The sequence below is a fragment of the Kribbella qitaiheensis genome (genome assembly GCF_042657745.1).
Taxonomy (GTDB): domain Bacteria; phylum Actinomycetota; class Actinomycetes; order Propionibacteriales; family Kribbellaceae; genus Kribbella; species Kribbella qitaiheensis.
Genome location: NZ_JBHSKE010000009.1, coordinates 188836 through 212349, shown reverse-complemented (window position 1 = coordinate 212349; position 23514 = coordinate 188836). Strand labels below are relative to the sequence as shown.

General features: G+C 68.2%; 24 protein-coding genes and 1 pseudogene. 12 read left to right on the top strand and 13 right to left on the bottom strand.

The window, feature by feature from the left end; translation table 11 throughout:
• Nucleotides 1-116 precede the first annotated feature (116 nt).
• Together ACFPJ1_RS10905 and ACFPJ1_RS10900 are read left to right on the top strand one after the other, a co-directional pair.
• Complete coding sequence (locus ACFPJ1_RS10905) at nt 117-1037, top strand: TIGR03620 family F420-dependent LLM class oxidoreductase (RefSeq protein ID WP_380103398.1); 921 nt, start codon at nt 117-119, stop codon at nt 1035-1037.
• A 59-nt stretch (nt 1038-1096) separates the two neighbouring features.
• On the top strand, nt 1097-1858 hold the full coding sequence (locus ACFPJ1_RS10900; protein ID WP_380103396.1) for an SDR family NAD(P)-dependent oxidoreductase: 762 nt from the start codon (nt 1097-1099) through the stop codon (nt 1856-1858).
• A gap of 47 nt (nt 1859-1905) precedes the next feature.
• Here ACFPJ1_RS10900 and ACFPJ1_RS10895 read toward each other — a convergent pair whose 3' ends face one another.
• Nucleotides 1906-3057 carry a pyridoxal phosphate-dependent aminotransferase gene (locus ACFPJ1_RS10895; protein WP_380103395.1) on the bottom strand — a complete coding sequence of 384 codons (1152 nt, stop codon included), beginning with the start codon at nt 3055-3057 and terminating at the stop codon, nt 1906-1908.
• Nucleotides 3058-3246: 189 nt separating this feature from the next.
• Between ACFPJ1_RS10895 and ACFPJ1_RS10890 the strand changes: the two genes are divergently transcribed.
• The gene (locus ACFPJ1_RS10890; RefSeq protein WP_380103394.1) at nt 3247-4584 is read left to right on the top strand and encodes an NTP transferase domain-containing protein; all 1338 of its coding nucleotides are present in this window, start codon (nt 3247-3249) and stop codon (nt 4582-4584) included.
• Nucleotides 4585-4606: 22 nt separating this feature from the next.
• Here ACFPJ1_RS10890 and ACFPJ1_RS10885 read toward each other — a convergent pair whose 3' ends face one another.
• Nucleotides 4607-5182, bottom strand: a complete 576-nt coding sequence (locus ACFPJ1_RS10885; RefSeq protein WP_380103393.1) for a TetR/AcrR family transcriptional regulator — start codon at nt 5180-5182, stop codon at nt 4607-4609.
• 105 nt (nt 5183-5287) lie between these two features.
• On the opposite strand from ACFPJ1_RS10885, the pseudogene ACFPJ1_RS10880 reads away from it, so the two are divergent.
• A pseudogene (locus tag ACFPJ1_RS10880) lies at nt 5288-5392 on the top strand (oxidoreductase); the annotation flags it as partial.
• Nucleotides 5393-5468: 76 nt separating this feature from the next.
• A complete protein-coding gene (locus tag ACFPJ1_RS10875; protein WP_380103391.1) occupies nt 5469-6197 on the top strand; it encodes an oxidoreductase in 729 nt (242 codons plus the stop codon).
• Between the two features lie 39 nt (nt 6198-6236).
• Here the strand turns inward: ACFPJ1_RS10875 and ACFPJ1_RS10870 are convergent, their stop codons facing one another.
• From ACFPJ1_RS10870 to ACFPJ1_RS10860, 3 genes are all read right to left on the bottom strand, one after another.
• On the bottom strand, nt 6237-6671 hold the full coding sequence (locus ACFPJ1_RS10870; RefSeq protein ID WP_380103390.1) for a MarR family winged helix-turn-helix transcriptional regulator: 435 nt from the start codon (nt 6669-6671) through the stop codon (nt 6237-6239).
• 268 nt (nt 6672-6939) lie between these two features.
• A complete protein-coding gene (locus tag ACFPJ1_RS10865; protein WP_380103389.1) occupies nt 6940-8934 on the bottom strand; it encodes a glycosyl hydrolase family 28-related protein in 1995 nt (664 codons plus the stop codon).
• Nucleotides 8935-9069: 135 nt separating this feature from the next.
• Nucleotides 9070-9774: a FadR/GntR family transcriptional regulator gene (locus ACFPJ1_RS10860; RefSeq protein ID WP_380103388.1), complete on the bottom strand. Its 705-nt coding sequence runs from the start codon at nt 9772-9774 to the stop codon at nt 9070-9072.
• A gap of 246 nt (nt 9775-10020) precedes the next feature.
• On the opposite strand from ACFPJ1_RS10860, the gene ACFPJ1_RS10855 reads away from it, so the two are divergent.
• Genes ACFPJ1_RS10855 through ACFPJ1_RS10845 form a run of 3 tightly spaced genes read left to right on the top strand, consistent with a single transcriptional unit; the run spans nt 10021 to nt 13109 of the window.
• Nucleotides 10021-11322 carry an ABC transporter substrate-binding protein gene (locus ACFPJ1_RS10855; protein ID WP_380103387.1) on the top strand — a complete coding sequence of 434 codons (1302 nt, stop codon included), beginning with the start codon at nt 10021-10023 and terminating at the stop codon, nt 11320-11322.
• Nucleotides 11323-11325: 3 nt separating this feature from the next.
• Nucleotides 11326-12276: a carbohydrate ABC transporter permease gene (locus tag ACFPJ1_RS10850; protein ID WP_380103386.1), complete on the top strand. Its 951-nt coding sequence runs from the start codon at nt 11326-11328 to the stop codon at nt 12274-12276.
• Nucleotides 12273-13109 carry a carbohydrate ABC transporter permease gene (locus ACFPJ1_RS10845; RefSeq protein WP_380103385.1) on the top strand — a complete coding sequence of 279 codons (837 nt, stop codon included), beginning with the start codon at nt 12273-12275 and terminating at the stop codon, nt 13107-13109. The genes ACFPJ1_RS10850 and ACFPJ1_RS10845 overlap by 4 nt, the downstream gene beginning before the upstream one ends.
• On the opposite strand, the gene ACFPJ1_RS10840 is transcribed toward ACFPJ1_RS10845, so the two are convergent.
• Entirely contained in the window at nt 13067-13747 is a 681-nt protein-coding gene (locus ACFPJ1_RS10840; RefSeq protein ID WP_380103384.1) for a pyrimidine 5'-nucleotidase, read from the bottom strand. The genes ACFPJ1_RS10845 and ACFPJ1_RS10840 overlap by 43 nt on opposite strands.
• A 51-nt stretch (nt 13748-13798) precedes the next feature.
• Here ACFPJ1_RS10840 and ACFPJ1_RS10835 point away from each other — a divergent pair, with 51 nt between their 5' ends.
• Complete coding sequence (locus ACFPJ1_RS10835; RefSeq protein WP_380103383.1) at nt 13799-14566, top strand: SDR family NAD(P)-dependent oxidoreductase; 768 nt, start codon at nt 13799-13801, stop codon at nt 14564-14566.
• 72 nt (nt 14567-14638) lie between these two features.
• Here ACFPJ1_RS10835 and ACFPJ1_RS10830 read toward each other — a convergent pair whose 3' ends face one another.
• Entirely contained in the window at nt 14639-15232 is a 594-nt protein-coding gene (locus ACFPJ1_RS10830; RefSeq protein ID WP_380103382.1) for a dienelactone hydrolase family protein, read from the bottom strand.
• A gap of 116 nt (nt 15233-15348) precedes the next feature.
• On the opposite strand from ACFPJ1_RS10830, the gene ACFPJ1_RS10825 reads away from it, so the two are divergent.
• Nucleotides 15349-16131, top strand: a complete 783-nt coding sequence (locus ACFPJ1_RS10825) for a hypothetical protein (protein ID WP_380103381.1) — start codon at nt 15349-15351, stop codon at nt 16129-16131.
• A gap of 66 nt (nt 16132-16197) precedes the next feature.
• Here ACFPJ1_RS10825 and ACFPJ1_RS10820 read toward each other — a convergent pair whose 3' ends face one another.
• A complete protein-coding gene (locus ACFPJ1_RS10820) occupies nt 16198-17064 on the bottom strand; it encodes an SDR family oxidoreductase (RefSeq protein ID WP_380103380.1) in 867 nt (288 codons plus the stop codon).
• Between the two features lie 130 nt (nt 17065-17194).
• Between ACFPJ1_RS10820 and ACFPJ1_RS10815 the strand changes: the two genes are divergently transcribed.
• Nucleotides 17195-17566, top strand: a complete 372-nt coding sequence (locus ACFPJ1_RS10815) for a winged helix-turn-helix transcriptional regulator (RefSeq protein ID WP_380103379.1) — start codon at nt 17195-17197, stop codon at nt 17564-17566.
• A gap of 957 nt (nt 17567-18523) precedes the next feature.
• Here the strand turns inward: ACFPJ1_RS10815 and ACFPJ1_RS10810 are convergent.
• Both ACFPJ1_RS10810 and ACFPJ1_RS10805 read right to left on the bottom strand, forming a co-directional pair.
• On the bottom strand, nt 18524-19411 hold the full coding sequence (locus tag ACFPJ1_RS10810) for a LysR family transcriptional regulator (RefSeq protein WP_380103377.1): 888 nt from the start codon (nt 19409-19411) through the stop codon (nt 18524-18526).
• Nucleotides 19392-19586 (bottom strand): hypothetical protein, encoded by a 195-nt coding sequence (locus ACFPJ1_RS10805; protein WP_380103376.1) that lies wholly within the window; start codon nt 19584-19586, stop codon nt 19392-19394. The genes ACFPJ1_RS10810 and ACFPJ1_RS10805 overlap by 20 nt, the downstream gene beginning before the upstream one ends.
• Before the next feature lie 99 nt (nt 19587-19685).
• On the opposite strand from ACFPJ1_RS10805, the gene ACFPJ1_RS10800 reads away from it, so the two are divergent.
• Complete coding sequence (locus ACFPJ1_RS10800) at nt 19686-20567, top strand: LysR family transcriptional regulator (RefSeq protein ID WP_380103375.1); 882 nt, start codon at nt 19686-19688, stop codon at nt 20565-20567.
• A 6-nt stretch (nt 20568-20573) separates the two neighbouring features.
• Here the strand turns inward: ACFPJ1_RS10800 and ACFPJ1_RS10795 are convergent, their stop codons facing one another.
• The 3 genes from ACFPJ1_RS10795 to ACFPJ1_RS10785 are packed head-to-tail and all read right to left on the bottom strand — an operon-like array spanning nt 20574 to nt 23049.
• The gene (locus ACFPJ1_RS10795; RefSeq protein ID WP_380103374.1) at nt 20574-21398 is read right to left on the bottom strand and encodes an aldo/keto reductase; all 825 of its coding nucleotides are present in this window, start codon (nt 21396-21398) and stop codon (nt 20574-20576) included.
• Nucleotides 21399-21457: 59 nt separating this feature from the next.
• On the bottom strand, nt 21458-22546 hold the full coding sequence (locus tag ACFPJ1_RS10790) for a winged helix DNA-binding domain-containing protein (RefSeq protein ID WP_380103373.1): 1089 nt from the start codon (nt 22544-22546) through the stop codon (nt 21458-21460).
• Nucleotides 22547-22551: 5 nt separating this feature from the next.
• Nucleotides 22552-23049 (bottom strand): RDD family protein, encoded by a 498-nt coding sequence (locus ACFPJ1_RS10785; RefSeq protein WP_380103372.1) that lies wholly within the window; start codon nt 23047-23049, stop codon nt 22552-22554.
• Nucleotides 23050-23514: the final 465 nt, after the last annotated feature.

Below are 23514 nucleotides of genomic sequence, written 5' to 3'. Positions count from 1 at the left end.
TGGCTCAGTGCCGAGGATAGCAGTTCTTAACCGCTCGGTTCAAAAATTTGCGTGAGCCTTCAACCACTGCTAGCTTGAGTTTCTAACCGAACGGTATGAAACCCAGGGAGCGGATCATGAGCAACAGTGCGGAGCGGGTTGGGAGCGATAGCGCGGAGTGGGCGCCGGGACCGGTCGGGGTCTGGAGCATGGAGCTGCGCAACGCCGGTCGGTCGGGCGTCGCCGAGGCGGCGGCCGAACTGGCCGACCGAGGCATCGGCGCCCTCTGGATCCCGGGGCTCGACGGCGGCGGAGTGTTCGACGACGCCGACGAGCTGCTGACTGCATCGCCCGAGACGTACGTCGTGCTCGGTGTCCTCGGCATCTGGCGACAAGAAGCCTCGACCTTGTCGGCCCGGGTGCGGGAGCTGGACGCCCGCCGCGGGCCGCGGACGATCGTTGGCCTCGGGGTGAGTGACCGCAACGCGGCCGCGGCGGTGGGTCGGACGTACACCAGTCCGGTCGGTGCCGTCAGCGAGTACCTCGATGAGCTGGCTCAGGAGCAGTGCCCGATCGCTCAGGAGCGTCTGCTGCTCAGGGCTCTCGGTCCTCGGATGGCGCAGCTCGCCGCAGAACGCACCGCGGGGATCCATCCGTTCCTGGTGAACCCGGACTACACCGCGAGGATGCGGGACCGGCTGGGCAGCGAGGCGATCATTGCGCCACATCAGGCGGTCGTGTTCAGCGCGGATGCCGAGCAGGCTCGCGCGGTCGCCCGCGACCAGCTCGGGATGTTCATCGGATTCGATGCCTATCACAACAATCTTCGACGGCTCGGCTTCACCGACGGCGATCTCGTTCCCGGCGGCAGCGACCGGCTGATCGACGCGCTGGTGGCCTGGGGAGATGACGAGGCCGTCAGCAAACGACTCCGCGAGCACCTGGACGCCGGCGCCGACCACGTAGCCGTACAAGTGCTTCCCACTTCACCCGGCAGCGACGGCCTTCCGCTGCCGGACTGGCGGCGACTTGCAGACCTCGCTGCCGACCTCACCTGACCTCTCTGACCTCACCTGAGCCCGGCCGATCCCGGCCGGCATCATCGAAAGGACCCCTCATGGGACAGCTGGACAACAAGGTCGCACTCGTCACGGGTGCCACCAGCGGTATCGGCCTGGCGGCCGCGCGGCGGTTGGCGACCGAAGGCGCGCACGTCTTCATCACCGGTCGCCGCAAGCCCGAGCTCGATGCCGCGGTGGCCGACATCGTCGCCACCGCCGGTGAGCGGGTCACCGGCGTCGCGGGTGACGTCGCGAGCCTCGAGGACCTCGACGCACTCTTCGAGACCATCGCGCAGTTCGGCCGCGGCCTGGACATCGTCTACGCGAACGCGGGAGGCGGTGGCTTCGTGCCGCTGGAGGCGATCACTCCCGACGACTTCGACCGCACCTTCGGCATCAACGTCCGCGGCACGCTCTTCACCGTGCAGAAGGCACTTCCGCTGCTGAACGAGGGCGCCGCGATCGTCCTGGCGGGCTCGACCGCCGCCACCGATGGCACCCCGGCGTTCAGCGTGTACTCCGCAACGAAGGCGGCCATCCGGTCCTTCGGCCGGACCTGGGCAGCCGAGTTGGCGCCGCGCGGGATCCGGGTGAACACCGTCATCCCCGGCTCCACCAACACGCCGGGGCTCGCCGGACTCGTACCGGACCCCGAGCAGGTCGGGGCGGTCCTGGGAGCGATGGCCGCCGGGGTGCCGCTCGGGCGTCTCGGGGAGCCCGACGAGATCGCCAACGCCGTCCTGTTCCTCGCCTCCGACCAGAGCAGCTTCATGACCGGCGGCGAGATCTTCGTCGACGGCGGCAGCAGCCAGATCTGAGCGCTAGGTGCCGGTGGAGGAGATTCCATCGGCACCCCCGCCGGACCTCAGAGCTTGGTGAGGCGGGTGAGGGCTTCCTCGAGGATGTGGGGTTGCTTGCAGAAGGCCCAGCGGACCAGGGGGCGGCCGGCCTCGACGTTGTCGTAGAAGACCTGGTGGGGGATAGCCACTACGCCGGTCTTCTCGGGGAGCATGCGGCAGAACTCGACGCCGTCCGTGTAGCCGAGCGGGCGGACGTCGGTGGTGACGAAGTAGGTGCCCTGGGGCCGGTGGACGCCGAAGCCGAGGGATTCCAGGCCGTCGCAGAGCAGGTCGCGCTTGGCCTGCATCGTACTGCGCAGCTCGTCGAAGTACTCGTTGCCTAAGGCAAGAGCTCCGGCGACGGCTGGTTGGAAGGGCGCACCTGAGACGTAGGTGAGGAACTGCTTGGAGGTGTTCACTGCGGTGACCACCTCGGGCGTCCCGGTGGCCCAGCCGATCTTCCAGCCAGTGACGGAGAAGGTCTTGCCCGCGCTGCCGATGGAGATCGTGCGCTCGGCCATCCCGTCATACGACGTGAGCGGCCGGTGCTCGAGTCCGTCGTAGATCAGGTGCTCGTAGACCTCGTCGGTGATGACGACCAGGTCGTGCTCGATGGCGACGGCGGCGACGCCGCGGAGTTCCTCGTCGGTGAGCACCGTGCCGGTCGGGTTGTGCGGTGAATTGATCAGCAGCACCTTCGTGCGCGGGGTGACCGCGGCACGGAGTTCGTCGAGGTCGAGGCGGAAGTCTGGCGCGCGCAAGGTGACCGGCACGCGGTGCCCACCCGCCATCGCGATGCATGCGGCGTACGAGTCGTAGTACGGCTCGAGGGCGACCACCTCGTCACCCGGTTCGACGTACGCGAGCAGGGCGGCGGCGATCGCTTCGGTGGCGCCGGTGGTGACCAGGACCTGCGTGTCCGGGTCGTACTCGAGCCCGTAGAACCGCTTCTGGTGGTCGACGATCGCCTGCCGGAGGGCGGGGATGCCGCGACCCGGCGGGTACTGGTTCGCGCCGGACCGGATGGCCGAGATCGCGTCCTCGAGCAGAGAGTCAGGGCCGTCGGTGTCGGGGAATCCCTGGCCGAGGTTCACCGAGCCCGTGCGGACCGCGAGCGCGGACATCTCCGCGAAGATGGTGGTACCGAGACCCTGCAGCCGCTGAGCGTGTTCGCGCATGGCCTCGACCCTAACCCCGGCATCCCGGTGCCCGCAGGAGTCCGTCCGCGCCCCGGGACAACGGCCGGGGAGTCGAGGACCGAACTGCCGGTGATCTCGATCCGGCCGGACATTCCCCGCCGCTGACCATCCGAAGCAGTCGTTTCGTCCTGGCGGACGCAGTCTGGCACTTTCGATACCGGCCGTTCCATGCATCATGAGACGCGAGGGAGGCCGCCCATGACCGATGAGAGTGGGACTGTACCGGCAGTGCGCGTGGCGCTGCTACTTGCCGCCGGACGAGGACTTCGCATGCGGTCCACCCACCCGAAGGCATTGCGCCGGGTCGGCGGCATCAGCCTGCTGGAGCGCTGCAGCAAGGTGTTGCGCCAGGCCGGGGTCGAGCGAATCGTCGTCGTGGTCGGTTACCGCGCAGAAGATGTCATCGCCGCGATCCAGGCTCGGAACCTGCCGGTGGAGGTGGTGACGAACGCGGACTGGCAGCACGGCACTGCCTCCTCGGTGCTGGCCGGCCTCAGCGCGGTCGGCGACCGACGCTGTCTGGTCGTGATGGGTGACCACGTGTTCGAGGCGGAGGATGTCCGGCGGCTGGTCCGGACGACCGGTGGCAACGTAGCGGCCGTGGACCGCGACGTCGATCGACAGTTCGGTGGCCTGAGCGGGGCCCGCCCGAACAGGATCCTGCTGCGAGACGACGGGTGCGTCGCCTCCCTAGGGCCCGACCTGGACGAGTACGACGCGGTGGACGCGGGCCTGACCGTCGTCGAGGTGAGCGACGTGCTGTCGGTGGCGGGCCGTGCGTCCGAGTCCTGGTTAGGGCTTCGGCAGGAACTGCTGGCGCAGGGCCACCCCGTTCAGTCCCGTGACGTGAACGGGTTGTGGGCCGATGTGGACACGCCGGAAACGGTGCGGGCCCTGGAACGGTCCATGTGGCTCCGCTACGGACCCAAGCCGACCGACGGTGTCATCGCCCGGGTGGTGAATCGCCGCATCTCCGGACCGCTCACCCGTCTGCTGTTGCCCACCGGGCTCACGCCTGACGCCGCGACCGCACTGGCATTCGCCACCTCCCTGCTGGCGGCCGGGCTGGTGGCGACCGGCAACACCTGGCTGATGGTTGCCGGCGGGGTTGGCGTCGTCCTCGGCTCGGCGCTGGATGGTGTCGACGGCGAGATCGCTCGTGTCAGCGGTACGGCGTCCCGGCGCGGCGCGACCCTGGACACGCTCCTGGACCGGTATGCCGACCTGTCGGTAGTCCTGGCCCTCGTCCTCGCCACTGGCGCGACGCGAACCGCTTGGGCCTGGGGATTCGCCGCGGCAACAGGTTGCCTGCTGGTGTCTTACGTCCACGCGGTCGGCCGCGACACCGACGTACGACTCTTGTTCCGCCGTGAGTTCCGGCTACTCATCTTCGCGGTCGCGGCTGTCGTCGGGCTGCCACTGTGGGGGCTGGTCGCTGTGGCCGTCGCAGCCCACCTCGACGTGGTCCGAGGTATCGACCTGCTGCTGCGAGCCATGCGCGAATGACCTGCACTGATCAGTAGCGGCGTCAGGGGTGGGTTCGGAGGGTGTCGGTGGCTAGGTCGGCCAGGTGGGGGGAGGGCGTGTTGGTGTTGGTGTGGGCCTGCATGGCGAGGGCGCCTACGAGAATGGCTGACAGGTCGTCGACGGTGATGTCGGGGCGGGCGTCGCCGGTCTGTTGAGCGCGGACCAGGAGGTGCCCGAGGGCTGCCGTCAGGTCGGTGCCTGCCGATGCCACGGCGCTCTTGAGGTCGCTGTCGGGGCCGGCCGCGGCCAGGGTGTCGAACAGGGCCTTGTTGGTCGTGCCCTCGAGGACCAGCCGCTTGAAGAAGCTGAAGAACGCGTGGCCGGGATCGTCGGCGACCACCAGAGCCCGTGCCTCGACGGCCAGTCGCTCGAGCACAGTGAGAAGGACCGCCTCGATGAGAGCGGCCTTGGTCGGGAAGTGGCGCGAGACCGTGCCGGTGCTGACCTCCGCGCGTCGGGCGATCTCTGAGATCGGGACAGCCAATCCCTGCGTCGCGAACGCGGCTTCGGCGACCTCCACCACCCGGGTGCGGTTCCGCCGTCCATCGGCTCGCAACGCCCTGCCCGGCTCAGCCATCGATCCCCCGTACTCGGACGCTGTATCGGACCGTTGCTAAACGGGATGCCCGTCCCGTATCGTCATATCCGGGATACACATCCCGGATAGTAACAGGAGGGTCCGATGGCGATAGCTGATCAGTCAGGCCGCACCGTGTTCATCACGGGAGCGAGTGCCGGGGTAGGCCGCCAGACCGCGATCGTGATGGCCGCGGCGGGCGCGACCGTAGTACTGGGGTGCCGCGACGTCGCCAAGGCCGCGGCGGTTCGGGATCACATCCGGGCCGTGACGCCAGGCCGCGCGGGTGAGCGTGGTCGCTCTCGATCTCGCCTCGCTGGGGTCGGTCCGCGAGGCCGCGAAGCAGGTGTGTGCGGAACACGATCGCATCGATGTCCTGATCAACAACGCCGGCGTGATGCGGTCGCCGCGCAGTACGACGGTTGACGGGTTCGAGCTCCAGTTCGGCACTAATCACCTGGGTCATTTCGCCCTGACCGGGCTGTTGCTGGAGCGACTGCTGCCAGTCGACGGCTCGCGGATCGTCACCGTCGCCAGTCCTGCGCACCGCCAGGGGCGGATCGACTTCGACGATCTCCAGTCGGAACGGCGGTACCGGCGCTCCGCGGCCTATGCCCAGTCGAAGCTGGCGAATCTCCTCTTCACCTACGAGTTGCAGCGCCGGCTCGCGGTGGCTGGTGCGACGACCGTGGCCCTCGCTGCTCACCCAGGCGGCGCACGCACGGAGCTCAACCGGAACCTGCCGTTCCTGTTCCGCGGCGCGTCGTGGGGACTTGCCCGCCCGATCACCCAGCCGGTGGAGATCGGGGCGCTGTCGATCCTGTACGCGGCAGTCGACCCGGGGGCGCTGGGCGGCGAGTACTACGGGCCGGATGGTCGGTTCGAGTTCAAGGGGCATCCGACGCGGCTCGAGTCGACGCCCCAGTCACACGACGCCGCTACTCAACGGCGGCTGTGGGAGGTATCTGAACAACTCACGGACGTGCGGTACGACGCCTTGGCGAAGAGCCGGTGAGTGTTCAGAGTTGGGAGAGGCGGGTCAGGCCGACGCAGGTCAGGCGGGGTCTTCGGCTGGGGTTTCGCTGTTGACCATGCGTTCCAGCCAGGCGCGGGCGGTGGCGCGGTCGGCAGGGGTGAAGCTGGCTTCCAGGTCGCGTTCGACCGCGCGGACGGCGGGGGTGGCGTCGGCGAGGCGCCGCTGGCCGGCGTCGGTCAGGTAGAGCTGCTGGGACCGGCGGTCGGTCGGGTTGGCGCGGCGTTCGAGCAGGCCTGCGCGACCCATCCCGGTGATCAGCTCGTTCGCCGACTGCCGGGCGGTGCCGACCTTTCTCGCCAGTTCGGCGATCGTGCAGCCCGGCTTCTCGGCGAGCAGCAGCAGCGTGCCGTACTGCTGGACGGAGAGTCCGTGCTCGGCCAGGGCGGCGGCAGCGGCCGAGCGCATGCTCAGCCAGGCGTGCCGCACCAAGAAGGTGACGCAGCCGCCGTCCATCTCTTCGACGTGATCCAGCGCCGTCCGCCCTGGCTTGGGCCTTCCGCACCAATCGCTCTGAATCCGCAGCACCCGCCGCTGCCGCGTCGGTCACTGGCGCGCCCGCACCTACGCCCGCCGCGCCCGTACAGGAGGTTTCGGCGCCAGATGTCGGCTGACTGAGGCCAGCGGGCCGGCCCCGGCAACAAAAAGCGTGCGGTGGGTTCCGGGGAACCCACCGCACGCCCTTGTTCTACTGGCCCGCGCACCTATTGCCGGGCTCTGGCCGTCAGTTCCACGGCCCCGGTGGCGCCGGCGGGACAACCGGTGGGCGGTCTTCGCAATGACCTGGCGCGCCTGCGTCTGCGGTCCAGCCGCCGTCGTTGCTGTCACCGACCAGCCGTACGTCGAACTCCGGCGTACCGGTGAAGTGGAACGTGCCGCAGTTGTTGATGAAAGGCGCACCGACGTTCCGGGCATCCACGTTCTCGAAGCTGGCCCAGCCGCCGACCCGGGCGTTCACCACGTTGGTCCCGGTGCCGTCGACCTTGACGTCGCGCACCACGACGTTCGTCAGCGCGTAGTCGTCCTTGACCGGCCAGTCGACCACGAACAGGAACGCGTTGTACGTCGAGTCGAGGAACGAGCTGTCGGTGATCTCGATCCGGCCGGACATGTTCGACTGCAGCGCGTAGAGCCAGATCGCGCCGAGCCCGAGGTCCCAGTTGAGGTCCCGGGGGCCGCCGCGCACGGTGGTGTTCCGGGCGAAGGTCAGCTTGCCCTCGAACGGCGTCGAGTTGAACCGCGACCCCGCGTGCAGGGTGCTTCCCTCGCGGATCGGGTCGGCGACCAGGTTGTCGGTGACGGCGTTGTCGCGGCCGCCGTAGATGGCGATGTTGTTCGCGAGCACCGGCGTCTGGACGGTGTTGTGGTCGTAGACGTTGTTGTGGTTGACCAGCCCGTCTGGGTTCGCCTCCGACCACATCGCGAGCCCGTCGTCACCGCTGTTGCGGACGAAGTTGTTGGTGGCCCGGACGTTCGAGGTGCCGAGGTGCAGGTTCATCCCGTCCGCGATCGCGTCGGTGATGACGTTGTTCCGGATCAGCAGCCCGTCCATCGGGCCGTCCAGCCAGATGCCCACCTTGGTGTGGTGCAGGTAGAGGTTCTGGATGGTGGAGCCGCCGCCGATCGCGCCGCCGATGCCGTTCACCTGGTCGGTGTCGATGCGCTCCCGGACGTCGCTCTCGATCGCGAAGTCGGACAGGTGCACTTTCGTGCTGCCGCCGTCGGCCGCGTACTTCCCGTAGAAGCCGGGCGCGCTGTGCACTGACAGGTCGGGCGCGGGCTGGGCGAGCGGCAGGACCTTTCCCTTGATGATCGTCCACCAGTTGCCGGCGCCGCGGACGGTGACCTTGTCGACCACGATGTGCCGGTTGACCTGGTAGGTGCCCGGCGGGATGAAGACGCTCCAGCCGAGCCTCTTCGCCGCCGCGATGGTCCGCTCGATCGCCGGCGCCGCGTCGTACCGGCCGGTCGGGTCGGCGCCGAAAAGCCTGACGGACAAGGACTTCGCGGGCTGCTTCAGCGGCTGGGCGATCAGCTCGAAGTCCGCGACGTCGAGCACGTACCACGCGACCGGCATGGTCGCCGGCACCTGGAACCGGACCTTGTCGCCCGCCTTGTACGTCTTGCCGAGCAGCACCCGCTGCTCGTCGTAGAAGTGGTTCGGCCGGAAGGGCTTCGCCACCGGGTCCGGCTCGGGCTTCCACCAGCCCGGGTTCGGGTCGACATCAGGGTTGTTGGAGAACGGATACATGCCGTAGAGCCAGGCGTACTCCGAGGTCAGCGTCATCGTCTGGTTGCGCTTGCCGTTGACCTTGACGTCGAGCGGCGCACGCTGCCCGCCACCGGTAGCGGTGTCGGGAATGCTGTAGCGCAGAGTCAGCGCGTTGGCAGGCCGCGACAACGTGAACTCGACGTACTGCGCAGCAGCAGTCAGCCGTACTGCGGTACGCCCCGAAGCCTCGGCGGGCAACGTGTAGGCCTCGCGGCTGGGCCCGATCTTCTCGCCGCTGGTGACGGCGTTCTCCGCCTCCTGCTCGACGAAGGGGACAGTGGCGCCGCGGCCCTGGACGAGCGCGGGGTCGAGCCCGGCGCGGGTGATCACGGGTGCGGTGGTCGGAGGAGGGGCGGCCGCGGACAGACCGGGGGACGCGCCGAGCGCGACGAGTACCGAGCCGGTCAGGGCCACCTGACGGATACGGGAAAGACGAGAACGGGACATTGGGCGACATCCCCCCAGCTCTGAGCTGCCGCACCCCGTCCTCGGGGCGCGACCGGCGTCACCGCCTGGAGCCGGACGATACGCAGACTGACGATCCGCTGCAAGATCTCGACAAACGAAAGTAATTTCCCGAGATCAGTCCTCTTCCAGTGCCACCTGAGGTTGCGGTCGGAGGGCTCGGAGCCAGAGTTCGGTCTGGGCGATGTGGGCCGAGGCCGCAGTCGCCGCGGCGGCGGGGTCGCGGTGGGAGATGGCCGCGAGAATCGCCCGGTGGCCGCGGTCGCTGGTCTGCTTGATGGCGTCGAAGTCCGCGCCCGGTTCGAAGATCCGGTAGTGGCCGCCGCGGCCGCGGATCACCCCGGTCAGCGCGGTGACGGTCGGGTTCCCGCCGGCCGTACAGATCGCGCCGTGGAACTCGGCGTCCAACGCCTGGATCTCGGCCGCGTCGGTGGTCGCCTCGAGCCGGTCGAGGATGTCGCTCAACCGCTTCTCCAGCAGGGGATCCTGGCGCGCGGCGGCCGCCGCGGTCGCGTGCGCCTCGAGCACCCGGCGTACCTCGAGAAGTTGCAGGACGCCTTCGAGCGGGATGAGCTCGACCGACAGCGAGAACCGGCTGATGATCTCGGCCGGGTCCAGCGCGGACACATAGGTGCCGGAGCCGTGCCGCGACTCGATCACGCCGAGCGCGGCCAGCGATCGCGCGGCCTCGCGCAGGGAACTGCGGGACACGCCGAGGTGGTCGCACAACTCCGGCTCCGGCGGGAACTTCTCGCCCGGTCCCAGTTCGCCCGACGCGATCATCTGCCGCAGTCCGGCCAGCGCCTTGTCCGTCGCTGCCATCAGCACCTCCCCATCGCAGGCCCCACCGCCACCCTGGCGGCCAACTCGCCGCAACTCACACAGCGTAACCCCTCAGCAGGGTAAGTCCTCAGACCACTTGCGGTCATGCCCGCTGTAGGTCCTTGTCGTCGCAGCGCAATTCTGGCAGGGTGCTGGGATCGGTTGACCGAGTCATCTGATGTCAGAGCAAACTCCGGCAGCCGACCGACCACCACGACTGGCCCACATCCCCTGAGGAGAAGTGCCATGCGCTACCGACAGATGTTCGCACCCCTGGCGGCTGCGGCCCTGGTCCTGACAGCGACGGCCTGCGGTCCGGACCCGGCCGAGAAGGCGAACGGTCAGGTCACCCTGCAGATGGTCGAGAGTCTGACCAACCCGACCAGGACCACGTTGCTGAAGAAGCTGATCGCCGACTTCGAGGCGAAGAACTCCGGGGTCAAGGTCCAGCTGATCTCCCCGCCGACCAACCAGGCGGACCAGAAGATCCAGCAGATGCTCCAGTCCGGCAAGGGGGTGGACGTGCTGGAGGTCCGCGACACCACGGTCGGCCCGTTCTCCACCAACAAGTGGATCTACGACATGGCCCCCGACCTCAAGGGCTGGGACGGGCTCGACGCCCTCACCCCGAACGCCCTGAAGGTCACCCAGCAGGGCGGCAAGTCGTACATGGTGCCCTACGGCTTCTACGGACTCTCGCTGTTCTACCGCAAGGACCTGGTCCAGCAGGCCGGGTTCACCGGCCCGCCGAAGAGCTGGGCCGACATGGTCGAGCAGGCCAAGAAGATCAACGACCCGTCGAAGAACCGGTACGGCTACTCGTTCCGCGGCGGTCTCGGCGGTGGCGGCAACGCGATCACGGTGATCTCCGGCTACGTGATCGACGAGATCAACAAGGACAACGCGTTCAAGCTGACCAGCGGCAAGACCATCTTCTCCTCGCCGAAGGCCGTCGACGCGCTGCACCTGTACGTCGACCTCTTCAAGACCGCGTCGCCTCCTTCGTCGGTCAGCTGGGGTTATCCCGAGATGGTGCAGGGCTTCACCTCCGGCACCACCGGCTTCCTGCTGCAGGACCCCGAGGTGATCGCCACCGTCAAGGAGTCGAAGACGATCAAGGAGGACCAGTGGGGTACGGCGCCGCTCCCGGTCGGGCCGACCGGCAAGGCGGCCCAGCCGCTCGCCAACGCCGGCTGGGGTGTCGCCGAGGGCAGCACCCACAAGAAGGAGGCGGTGGAACTGGTGAAGTTCCTGACCTCCGGCGACTCGGCGATGACGTTCTCCAAGGAGAACAGCCTGGTCCCGATCCTGAAGAGCGCCGCGGACGACCCGTACTTCAAGGACGGCCCGTGGGCGTCGTACGTGGCGATGAACTCCTCGCCGGACACCTACGTCGTGGTGACGCAGCCGCGCGGGGTGCCGTGGTCGACGGAGTGGGGCAACAAGGCCGACGCGGACGTGCAGAAGCTGATCACCGGCAAGGCGCAGCCCGCGGAGATCCTGAAGAGCTGGGACGACTACTGGACCAAGAAGTGGGCCGGTAACTGATCCATGGCTGTCACCGCAACGGACCGGCCGGCGGTCAAACCGCCGGCCCCTAGGCTCAGGTCCGGCCGGCGGCAGTTCACCGGCCGGACCGCGCTGATCCTGTTGGCCTTCATGCTGCCCGCGATCTTCTTCGTCGGGTTGTTCACCTACTACCCGTTGCTGAACGGCATCTCGATGGCCTTCCGCAACTACAACCTGAACGACCTGTCCGACACCTCCTGGGTCGGGCTGGAGAACTTCCGCACGCTGCTCGGCGACGAGATGTTCCGCGGCACCGTGAAGAACTCGCTGGTCTGGGTGGTCGGCTCGCTGGTGCCGCAGTTCCTGATCGGGTTCACGCTGGCGTTGTGGCTGCGGCGGAGGTTCCGCTTCCGCGGTACTTACCAGGCGCTGGTGTTCTTCCCGTGGGCCGTGTCGGGCTTCTTGATCGGCATCCTGTTCCGCTGGATGTTCAACGGCGAGTTCGGCGTGGTGAACGACCTGCTGATGAAGACGCACCTGATCAGTACTCCGGTGCCGTGGCTGGCCGACGCCCGCTACGCGATGATCGCCGTCATCATCGCGAACGTCTGGTACGGCGTGACGTTCTTCGCCATCATGATCCTGGCCGCGCTGCAGTCGGTGCCCGAGGAGCTCTACGAGGCCTCGGCGATCGACGGCGCGGGCAAGGTCCGCACCCTCTTCAGCATCACCATCCCGTCGATCCGGACCACGCTGGCGCTGACCGTGCTGCTCCGGGTGATCTGGATCTTCAACTCACCGGAACTGATCTTCGGCATGACCGGTGGTGGTCCGGCGAACGAGACGCACATCGTCACGTCGTACATGATCCAGGTGACGCAGGAGGGCGACTACGGCCGCGCCTCCGCGATGGGCCTGATGGTCGTGTTCGTGCTGATGCTGTTCGCGATCTTCTACCTGCTAGCGATCCGTCCGAAGAAGGCGATGCGATGATCCGCGACTACAGCACCGCCGGCCGGATCGCCCGGTTCACCGGACTCGGCGTCTGCTTGATCTTCACCCTGTTCCCGCTCTACTGGATCCTGGTCACGTCCTTCAAGGATCCGGGCACGATCTTCGCCTACCCGTTGAAGTACTGGCCCTCGCAGTGGTCGCTGGCCAACTACCAGGGTCTGTTCGAGCAGTCGAACTTCGCGGTCTTCCTGGTCAACAGCCTGATCGTGTCCACTGTCGCGGCCGCACTGGCGACGGTGATCTCGTTGCTGGCGGCCTACGTGCTGGCCCGGTTCGAGTTCATGTCCAAAGGTGCGGTGATGGGGGCCTTCCTCGTCACCCAGATGATCCCGGGCTTCATCGCGCTCGGCTCGCTCTACATCCTGATGACGAGGCTCTACCTGGTCGACAACCGCTGGGGCCTGGTCCTGGTGTACGTCGCGGTCTCGATCCCGCTCTGCACGGTGATGCTGCGCGGCTTCTTCGAGAACGTGCCGGCCTCGCTCGAGGAGGCGGCCATGGTGGACGGCTGCTCCCGGCTGTCCGCGTTGTTCCGGGTGCTTGTGCCGGTGATGACGCCGGGCATCGCGGCGTCGTACATCTTCAACTTCGTGAACTGCTGGAACGAGCTGTTCCTGTCGGTCACCTTGCTGAACAGCGACAGCAACAAGACCGTCCCGGCCGCGCTGAACGGCTTCATCAGCAGCTACAACATCGACTGGGGCTCGATGTCGGCCGCGGCGGCGCTGTCGATCATCCCGACGATGGTCCTGTTCGCCTTCGCCAGCCGCTACATCGTCGAAGGTCTGACCGCCGGCGCCGTCAAGGAGTGAAGGAACGGCGCTAGCTCCCACACCCGCCACCGCCGCTGTGCAATCACTTCGTATGGCGCGGTGCCGGGTGCGGGCTCGCCGCCCACCCACACGGTCGCCATGCCGAGTTGCTCCGGCACGTCCAGGTTGACGGCCAGGTCGTCGAAGAAGGCGGCCCGGCTCGGGTCGATCGAGAACTGCTCGACGAATCGCCGGTAGCTCTCCGGGTACGGCTTCGGGATCAGCTGTCCGGCGAGGATGTCGAAGACGCCGTCGAAGTGGTCGCTCAGGCCGAGCCGGGCCAGCGCCTGCTCGGCGTGGTACGCGGACCCGTTGGTGAAGACGAACTTCCGGCCGGGCAGGGCCGCGATCGCCTCGGCCAGGAGCGCGTCGGAACGCAGTACGGAGTAGTCGATGTGGTGCTCGAACTCCAGGATGTCGGCGGCCGCCAGGCCCTCAGTGGTCATCAGGCCGCGCAGGGTGGTGCCGTGGGCGGCGATCAATTCCGCCTGGATCCGGCGGGCGCCTGCGTCGTCGGTGCCGAAGTGCCGGCTGAGGATCCCGCGGATCAGGGCCTTCATCTGGTCCGCCAGGCCGTTGCCCGACGGATACAGGGTGTCGTCGAGATCCAGCACCCAGGTGTCGATGTCGGCCAGCATCCGTCCAGAGTAGTGACAGACTGGGCAGGTCATCGACGGAGGGACGAGGTTGTGGCGACTGCGCTCATCACGGGGCCGACGGCCGGGATCGGGCGGGCGTTCGCGGACAAGCTGGCCCGCGAGGGGTTCGACCTGGTGCTGGTGGCTCGCGACGAGGCGCGGCTGAAGGAGGTCGGGACCGAGATCAGCCGCCGGTACGGCGTCGCCTGCGAGGTGCTGGCCGCCGACCTGACGGAGCCCGAGGAACTCGCCCTGGTCGAGGAGCGGTTCGCCACCGGGCCGATCGAGGTGCTGGTGAACAACGCCGGCTTCGGCCAGCGGAAGCCGTTCTGGGCGAACCCGATCGAGGTCGAGGAGAAGCAGTTCGACCTGCTCGTCCGAGTGGTGCTGCGGCTCACTCACGCCGCGGTGCTGCCGATGATCGAGCGGGGTTCCGGCGCGGTGATCAACGTGTCGTCGGTGGCCGGCTTCATCCAGCGCGGCAGCTACAGCGCGCACAAGTCCTGGGTGACGAACTTCTCCGCCGGACTGGCGATCGAGCTGCACGCGAAGGGCGTCGCCGTGATGGCGGTCTGCCCGGGCTTCGTGCGCACCGAGTGGCACGAGCGGATGGGGATCGACAAGACGATCATCCCGTCGTTCATGTGGCTCAACGCGGACGAACTGGTCGAGAGCGCCTGGGCGGACCTGATGCGCGGCAAGGCGATCTCGATCCCGACCTGGCGCTACAAACTGGTCGTAGCGGGCGCCCGCTACATCCCGCGCACCCTGATCGCCCGCCTCTCCACCGTCGGCCTGGACGGCCGCCGCCGCGCCTGACGTGCGCGTCCTCACCTGGAACCTCAGGTGGCAGTCGGCCCCTGACAGCAACGCGGGAGTACCGGCAGCGGCTTAGCCCTTGCCGTAGGTGGCGATGAACTTCAGGACGCGTGGCCAGAGGTCGCCTGCCTCGTCTGGTTGGTACTCCGCGGGGAGGCTGGGGTCGGTGAAGAGGTGACCGGTGCCGGGGTATTCGTAGTGCTCGAGGTCTCCGCCGGCAGCGGTGACTGCCTTCTCGCCTGCCATGACCCACTCCTCGACGCGGAACGGGTCGTCGGCGGCGTAGTGCACCTGCGCGGGCACCCCGCTGGGCCAGGTCACGTCGCCGCCGAACTCCGCGAGGTCGATAACGCCTGACACCAGCACGGCGCCGGCCACCCCGGGCTGCCGGCAGGTGACGAACTGCGCCATCCCGCCGCCGTTGGAGAACCCGGCCGCGATAAACCCCTCGGGGAGATCCTTGACCGCGTCCAGCGCGCGCCCCATCAGCGTGGGATAACCCGCCTCGACCGCGAAGGCTGCCGCCTCGTCGTAGTCGTCGAACACGCGTCCGTCGTACTGGTCGACGACGCGGACGCGGTGCCCGTGGGAGCGGAGCAGGTCGGCGGCGGCGTGGATGCCCGGCCGGACGCCGAGGACTGAGTGGAAGAGCGCGATGGTGGCCATGGGGACGACGCTAGTGCACGCCGCCGACAGTTCCGGGGGCTTGTGCTTCCAACCAATCCCGCACCGGCGGCGTCCAAAGAGCACCAGGGGAACTTCAGGAAAGAAAGTTGGGGGACATGTCCGTAGGGGGATGGAACACGCGGGTGGCGGTTGCCACCGGGGTGGCCATGATGGGGCTGCTATTGGTGGCCTGTGGCAACAAAGAGCCGGCCGCGGGGGAGGTACCGGCCGCCAGTGTGCCGACGGCGACAGCGAGCATGACTCCGACGGTCGGTTCGACGGCCGAGCCGGTCGACAATCCGTCGGAGCCGGGTACGACAGCCGAGCCGTCGAAGAAGCCGACCGTGACGCCGAGACCCGCGCCGGTGAAGCCGTTCCGGCTCAGCAGCTCGATGCTGCTCACCGGGAAGGAAATGGCCAAGGGGGACCCGAGCCGGCACTGGCAGGCGAACTCGCAGACTCCCCTGGCGCCGATCTGCGGCCTCGCGTCGACTCGTGGTGACAAGGTCAAGGGAGTCTTGAGTCGCCACTTCACCGACGAGTTGGAAGCCGACGGCGGGCAGTGGATCACCCGGTACTCCGACGAGCGGGCGGCGCGTGCGGCGTACGACCAGATCGTCGCGACAATCAAGTCCTGCAAGGCGTTCTCACCCGGGCAGACGCACGCGCGGAAGATGACGGAGAACCGGACGCTCTCGCTGGGCGACCGGACGCGGATCCTGCGCTGGTACGACTACGCGCTGCCGTCGGATCCGGGGAGTGAGAACGGCGGATTCCCGTACGCCGTGACGCAGCAGGGCAAGGTCGTCAGCGTCCTGGCCTTCAGTGAGATGGGTACGGGGATCGAGCCGGCCAACTTCGAACGCGTCGCCCGCTTCGCCGCCGCCCGTCTCAACTGAGCACACGAAGGTCTGGGGGAGAGAGGTCTGCGCTGCGGGTGATCCGCAGCGCAGACCTCTCTGGTTTCAGCGCAGGGTGGCGGTGACGGTGTCCGCGAGCGGGGTGGTCGGGCGGCCGATCAGGCGGGACAGGTCGCCGGGGGTGCCGGCCAGGGCGCCGTGGCTGATGGCTTCGTCCACCTCGGCGAGGATCTCGGCGAACGGCTGCGGGATCCCGACGCTCGTCAGCAGCGCCGCGTTCTCGTCGCGGCCGAGGAACTGGTGCACCACCGTCTTCCCGCTCTGCCGCGACACCTCGGCCGCGAACTCGGGGTACGTCCAAGCAGCGTCGCCACTGAGCTCGTACGCCTTGTTCAGATGGCCTTCCGTGCTCAGCACGACCGCCGCGGCGGCCGCGTAGTCCGCCCGAGCGGCACTGGCGAGTCGTGCGTCCGGGCTCACGCCGTTCGCGATCACGCCACGCTCGACGATGCCGCGCAGGTCGCCCGCGACGCCCGGCGCCTCGTTGTACCAGTTGTTGCGCAGGAACGTGTACGGAACACCCGCGTCGAGGATCAACTGCTCGGTCTCGCGATGGTCCTGCGCCAGCCCGAAATTGGTGTTCGGAGCGTCGAAGATGCTGGTATACGCCACCTGCGCGACGCCCGTGGCCCTTGCTGCGTCGATCACGACAGCGTGCTGCGGAACCCGACGGCCCACGTCGCTAGCGGAGACCAGCAGCACGCGGTCCTCGGGCTTGAACACGTCGTCGAACGTGTCCGGCCGGTCGTAGTCCGCGACCAGCAGCCGGACGCCCTGCTCGACGAGTCCGGCGGCCTTCTCCGAGTCCCGCGCGACGGCGGTGATCCCGTCCGCCGGGACGCCCGCCGCCAGTAGATCCGCGATGACGAGACGGCCGAGTTCCCCGGTCGCCCCGGTGATGACGATGCTCATGAACTTCTTCCTGTCGGAGGTGTTGCCTACAGCGCTAACCGTATGGTGGGTACAAACTGCAGGGAAGTACCCACTTTGAAGTAAGGTACGCAGCCGTGGGTAAGTGGCTGCCGACCGAAGGAGGTCTCCGATGAGCGAGCTGCTGGCTCCCGACGTCAATCGCACCGACTGCCCGTCGCGGGCGATCCTGGAGCACGTCACCAGCCGGTGGGCAGTGCTCGTCCTGGCCGCGCTGCTGGAGCGGTCGTACCGGTTCAGCGAGTTGCGTCGGCACGTCGGCGGGGTGAGCGAGAAGATGCTCGCCCAGACCCTGCAGGCACTGGAACGCGACGGCTTCGTCCACCGCGACGCCAAGCCGGTGATCCCCCCACGCGTCGACTACTCCCTGACTCCCACCGGCCGCGACGTCGCCGAACAGGTCCACGCCCTCGCCCGCTGGGTCGAGTCCCAGGTCCCGACGGTCCAATCAGCCCAGTCCCGCTACGACGCCGCCCGCCACTGACGGCGGCCGACTCTCACCCTTCAGCGGATCGGTTCCTTGCTCTCGGCGGTTGCTAGCGGTGCTTGGCCGCTAGGAGTGTGGCGTCTGTCGTGAGTCTCAGGCGGGCTGTGCGAGGTGTTCGTGGTCGGTGCGGCTGCGGACGTGGCGGTCGGTGGTGGCCAGTGCTTGTCGGATTTCGGTGGGGGCGCGGGGTTGGTCGGCGGCGAGGAGGGGGCTGAGGAGGCGGTCGTGGACTTGGTTTAGAAGATCGCGACTCGTTGTCGGTTCGGCTGTGAGGTCGTAGGTGTTGGTTCCTTGCCGTCGTTGGGTGAGCTGGTTGAGGCGGCGGCGGGCTCGTTGACCGTCACCGTCGCCATAGCCCTGGCTGTCCCGCGCCGTGACACCCACGCCAGCCCCACACTCGGCGGTCAGAGGCGAAGCCTCACTGGTGCTGTGGGGTTCGCTGCCTCCTGTGGCGGTTCGCCCACTGTTCTGACAGTGGGCGAACCCCCAAAGCGCGGGCGGAGCACACTGTGCGGCTGCGCCGGGGGAGGTTCCGCGCCCTCCGGGGGTGGTGCGCTGGTGCTGTTGGGGGTTCGCTGCCTCCTCGGGGGGTTACCCCACTGTTCTGACAGTGGGCGAACCCCCAAAGCACGGGTAGAGCGCACTGTGCGGCTGCGCGGGGGAGGTTCCGCGCCCTCCGGGGGTGCGCTGGTGCTGTTGGGGGTTCGCTGTCTCCTCGGGGGGTTCGCCCATTGCTCTGACAGTGGGCGAACCCCCACAGCACGGGCGGAGCACACTGTGCGGCTGCGCGGGCGAGGTTTCGCGCCCTCCGGGGGTGCGCTGGTGCTGTTGGGGGTTCGCTGTCTCCTCGGGGGGTTCGCCCATTGCTCTGACAGTGGGCGAACCCCCACGGCGCGGGCGGAGCACACTGTGCGGCTGCGCGGGCGAGGGTTCGCGCCCTCCGGGGATCCGCCGCTAGGGAGTCAGCGGTAGGTCGGCGGCGGTTTCGGCGAGGGTTTTGAGGGTGGCGGCGATCAGGGGGTTGTCGGCCTGGCCTCGGCGGGTGGCGGCGAAGACGCGGCGTACCGGGGGTGGGTCGGTGAGGGGTCGGATGACCGCGGGGCTCGGGGTGGGGACGGCCAGGCGGGGGATGAGGGAGACGCCGGCGTTGGCGGCGACCAGGGCGGCGACCGAGTGGAAGTCGTCGGAGGTGTGGACGATGCGCGGCTGGAATCCGGCCTGCTCACAGGCCAGCAGTACTACGTCGCGCAGCGGGTTCCCGATCGAGGTCATCACCCAGTCGTCGGCGGACAGCGCGGTCAGGTCGACGGACTGAGCATCGGCCGCGGGGTGGGTCGAGGGGATCACGGCCACGAAAGGCTCGGCGTACAAGGGGATCCGGGTCAGGCGCTCGTCGTCGGCGCGTGGGGTGCCGCGGTGTTCGACGGCGATGGCCAGCTCGACCTCGCCGTCGAGGAGCTGGGTGATGCCCTGATGGCCTTCGACGTCCCGTACTACGAGGCGCAGGCCCGGCGTACTCGCTCGGAGACTGACCAGGGAAGGCGCCACCAGCAGGCTGATCGCGGTTGCGAAGGCGGCGACGCGGATCTCACCAGTGGCGCCCTCGGCGTGCCGGCGCATGGCTTCCTCGGCGCGCTCGACCTCGGTCAGGATCGTGTCCGCGTGCTCGAGCAGCAGCCGCCCGGCCGAGGTGATCGCGACCCGGCGGCCGCGGCGCTCGAGGAGTTCCTGGCCGACCTCGGACTCCAGCGCCGCCAACTGCTGGGAGACGGCCGACGGGGTCAGGTGCAGTACCTCGGCGGCCGCCGTCACGGTGCCGTGATCAGCAAGTGCTCGCAGCACCCGCAATCTTCGGACTTCGATCACGGGCCTCAGCTTCGCACAGCGGCCTCCCCCGGCGGTCGGCGAACCAGCGGAAGCGGCGCGGCGGAACGTAGGTGTGGACGGGCGCGTCGGCCATCCCGGACCGGGACTCGCGGGCGACCTTGTCGATGACGGTGATCGGGAAGAGGTACATCGTCGGTTCCTTTCGTCCCTTCGAAACTAGGACCGACAGGTTGATACGTCCAATGAAACTTCTGGGCAGAGTTGATACGCCTGATGCATGATGTAAACCATGGAACTGCGCCTGCTCCGGTCCTTCGTCGTCGTTGCCGAGGAGTTGAACGTGGGCCGGGCCGCGAGCCTGCTGCATCTGACCCAGCCGTCGCTGAGCCGGCAGATCGCGGCGCTCGAGCACGACCTCGGCGTCGAACTCTTCGCCCGGGTGAAGAAGCGCTTCGTACTGACGGCGGCTGGGGAGAGCTTCCTCGTCGACGCCCGGCAGTTGCTGGAGCGGGCGGACGAGGCCGTTCGCGATGCGCAGCGGGTGCATCGGGGTGAGCTGGGGACGTTGCGGCTGCGGTTCGTGCAGTCGGCGACGTTCGAGGTGTTGCCGCGCCTGCTCGGTGCGTTCCGGGCGGTCAATCCGGACGTGGTGCTCGACCTGGAGACGATGACCACCATTCGCCAGACCGAAGCGCTGCGCGAGGGCCGGATCGACGTCGGCCTCTTCCGTCTGGGAGTGGCGCGAGGCTTGGAGACGCGGGTGATCTCGCGAGATCCGCTGGTGGCGGCGTTGCCGACCGGGCATCGGCTGGCTCGGCGGAAGCGGATCGGCCTGGCCGATCTGGCCGAGGACCCGTTCGTGCTCTACACGCGGGCGACCGGACCGACCGTCTTCGACAGGATCGTCGACCACTGCAGGATGGCCGGGTTCGAGCCCGAGGTGACGCAGGAGGCCGCGGACGTGCAGACGATCGTGTCACTCGTCGCGGCCGGCCTGGGCGTCTCGCTGCTCATCGCGCCGGCGCCGCGGATCGACCCGGAGGCCGTGGTGTATCGCGAGTTGTCCGACGACCTGCCCCCGTGGGAGTTGTCCGTGGCGTGGTCGCCGGACAACCGTTCACCGGTACTGGCGAGATTCCTGGACCTCGTCGCAGGCCCAGGAACCGCGTGAGACAGGTCAGCCGAACGTGTCGGGGTCGCCGCCGGTGCGGACGCCGGTCTCGAGATCGGCGATCGCGGCCATGTCGTCGTTGTCCAGGGTGAAGTCGAAGACGGCGATGTTCTCGGCGATCCGGCTGGCCGTCTTGGACTTCGGGATCACCACGTTGCCGAGCTGCAGGTGCCAGCGGATGACCACCTGGGCCTGCGACTTGCCGTGCTTGTCGGCGAGCGCCTTCAGCGTCGGGTCGCCGAGCAGCTCACCCGACGCGAGCGGGCTCCACGACTCGGTGACGATGTCGTTCTCGGCGTTGAACGCGCGCAGTTCGTCCTGCGGCAGCGCCGGGTGCAGCTCGATCTGGTTCACCGCCGGGCGCAGGTCGGCCTCGGCGAACACCCGCTCCAGCGCCGGGATGTGGAAGTTCGAGACACCGATCGCGCGCACCCGCTTGTCGGCGTACAGCTGCTCGAACGCCTTCCAGGTCTCGACGTACCTGTCCTTCTTGAGCGCCTGCCAGTGGATCAGGTACAGGTCGACGGAGTCGAGGCCGAGCCGCCCGAGGCTGGCGTCGAACGCCCGCAAGGTGGAGTCGTAGCCCTGGTCGCTGTTCCACACCTTGGTGGTGATGAAGAGCTCGTCGCGGGGGATGCCGGCCTCGGCGATGGCCCGGCCGACGCCTTCTTCGTTGCCGTAGATGGCGGCCGTGTCGATGTGCCGGTAGCCGGACTCGAAGGCCGCCTTGACGACGTCGGTGACGATCTCGTCCTCGACCTGCCAGACCCCCAGGCCCAGCTGCGGGATCTCGACGCCGTTGTCCAGAGTGATCGTGGGGACTGTGCTCATCTGCCTATTCCACTGGGCCGAGGCCCTCAAGCCCAGTCATCCGACGTGTGACAACAACCTCATCCACCAGCCGTAACCACCTCGTGGGTCTTCGCATCCGGCTCCAGGAAGCCCAGCAACGCGGTGCCTTCACGCTCCAGTTCGGTCGCCGTGCGCTTCAGCGTCCGGCCGAACGGGGTCAGCGTGAGTGTCGCCACACCGCGCTTCTTCTCGGCCGTCCACAGACCCGCGACCAGCCCGTCGACCAGGTACGTCGACTTGATCCGCAGGTTCTTCGTGAACACGGCCGGACGGTGTTCGTCGGCGATGATCCGCTCGCGTTTCGCGTGCGCCAGCAGCAGGTTGTCGAACTCGGGCAGGAACCGCACCGGCACGGGCGTGTCCGGGTCCGGGCGCGGTCCACTCTGTACGTCGTACAGAGTTCTGCCGTTCTCGTCGGTGAACTCCTCGAGCTCGACCTGGTCGAACAACACCTTGGCCTTCGGCAACCCCGACCAGGTCTGGAAGTCCGCAGGCGTGGCCGGCCCGAACGCCTCCAGATATCGGATCACCAACTCCTCCGGTACTGCGCTCCGCCGGATCTTCGCCCCGAGCCAATCCTCGGCTGGGGTGAACTTCGCGTTCGCGGACCAGCCCCACCGGGTGTCCACCGGGAACATCACCAACGGCACCAGCATTCGCGTGCAGAACCCCAGCGCCCGGTCGTTCGCCGCCGGGAACTGCTGCTGCAGGGCGTCCCGCACCTCGGTGAAGGTCAGCGGTTCCTTCGCCAGGATCTTCCTGGCCGCGGCCACGACCTTCTCCGGCTCGAGCCCTTCGGCCCGGTCGCCCAGCAACTTCAGCCCCGACTCGAGCACCGGGCTCAGCGTGGTCCGGAAGCGCAGGTAGTCCTTGGCCGTGACCAGGTGGAGTGTGCCGCGATACAGCGTCGCCCGGACCACCTCACGATCCTGTACGGCCGAGGTGAGTTGCTCGTCGTCGAATCCCTGCAGCCGCGTCCACAGCCCGACGTACGGGTGTTTCGGCTCCTGGCCCTGCATCCCGGCCAGTCGTGCGATGGCGTCGGTCGGGCTGAGGTCGGAGCGTTCGATGAGCAGTTGGCGGGCCAGCGTCGCCCGGTTCACGGCCTTCGCGCTGAGAACGGTCATGGCCATCAGTCCTGCGTGACGCGGGTGCCGGCGACGCGGTCCGGGTAGGTCCGGCCGCCGCCCCGGGCGATCGACCAGGCTTGCCAGCCGAGGGCGGCGTAGGCGCCGGTCGCCAGCACAGCGCCGCGGGAGGTGTTGTCGGCGCGGAACTCCCAGACGGCCTGATGCCCGAGCTCCCAAGGCAATGCTGTCTTCAGCAAAGAGCGGGTCAAGGCCTGCGGAAAGGTGGGCCGCTCTGCTGTCTTGTCGTCACTCAGAGTGAGCCCGAGAGCGCGTTTCCCGGGTGATCCGCCGGTCGCCTCGGCGGCCGCCAGCAGGCCGCTGAGGGGAATAGTCAGGCCCGCCGCGATCAGGAGACGGACCTTCGCCGGCGAGGGTGGCGGTCCCACTGGCGCGGGGTTTCGCCGTCGCCGGGCGACCGTGAGACCGGCCAGCAACGCCAGTGGTGCGGCCAGCGCCGCGTAATCGATTGCCGTGGCAAGGCCGCGTCGCGCAGTCAGCATGCGCCGAGATTACGCCACCGGCAGCGGCCGGCCCGGCGAAAAGGTTGCCTTTCGGATGAACTCCAACGGCCCGGACCGTACCGCGCCGGCCGGCCTGACGGACTGCCTGGATTTCCCGCCACGCCAGTCCGGGTGGACAAAATGCGGGGACTGTGCTGGTAGAATCCACTAATCGTTTCAAATGACTGTTTTTATACCGCATTCACGCGTTGTTTCCAGGGTCGCGCAGACGGCATTTGAATTACAAATTGTGACGACCGTTGTTTACGGCACCGGCTGGGCTCGCAGTGATCCGGGCGGGCCTCGGGGTGGAAAGCGGTACGCGGTTCGGGTGGCGGTTTCGCCTTACTGAGTTGAAGATCCGGTGCCGCAGATGTTGCCGTCAGGTGACCGGAAGAGTGAAGAAAGTTCACCGAAACAAGGCCTCGCCGCGACGCTTTTGTTCTGTTAGCCTCAAGGCCCTGG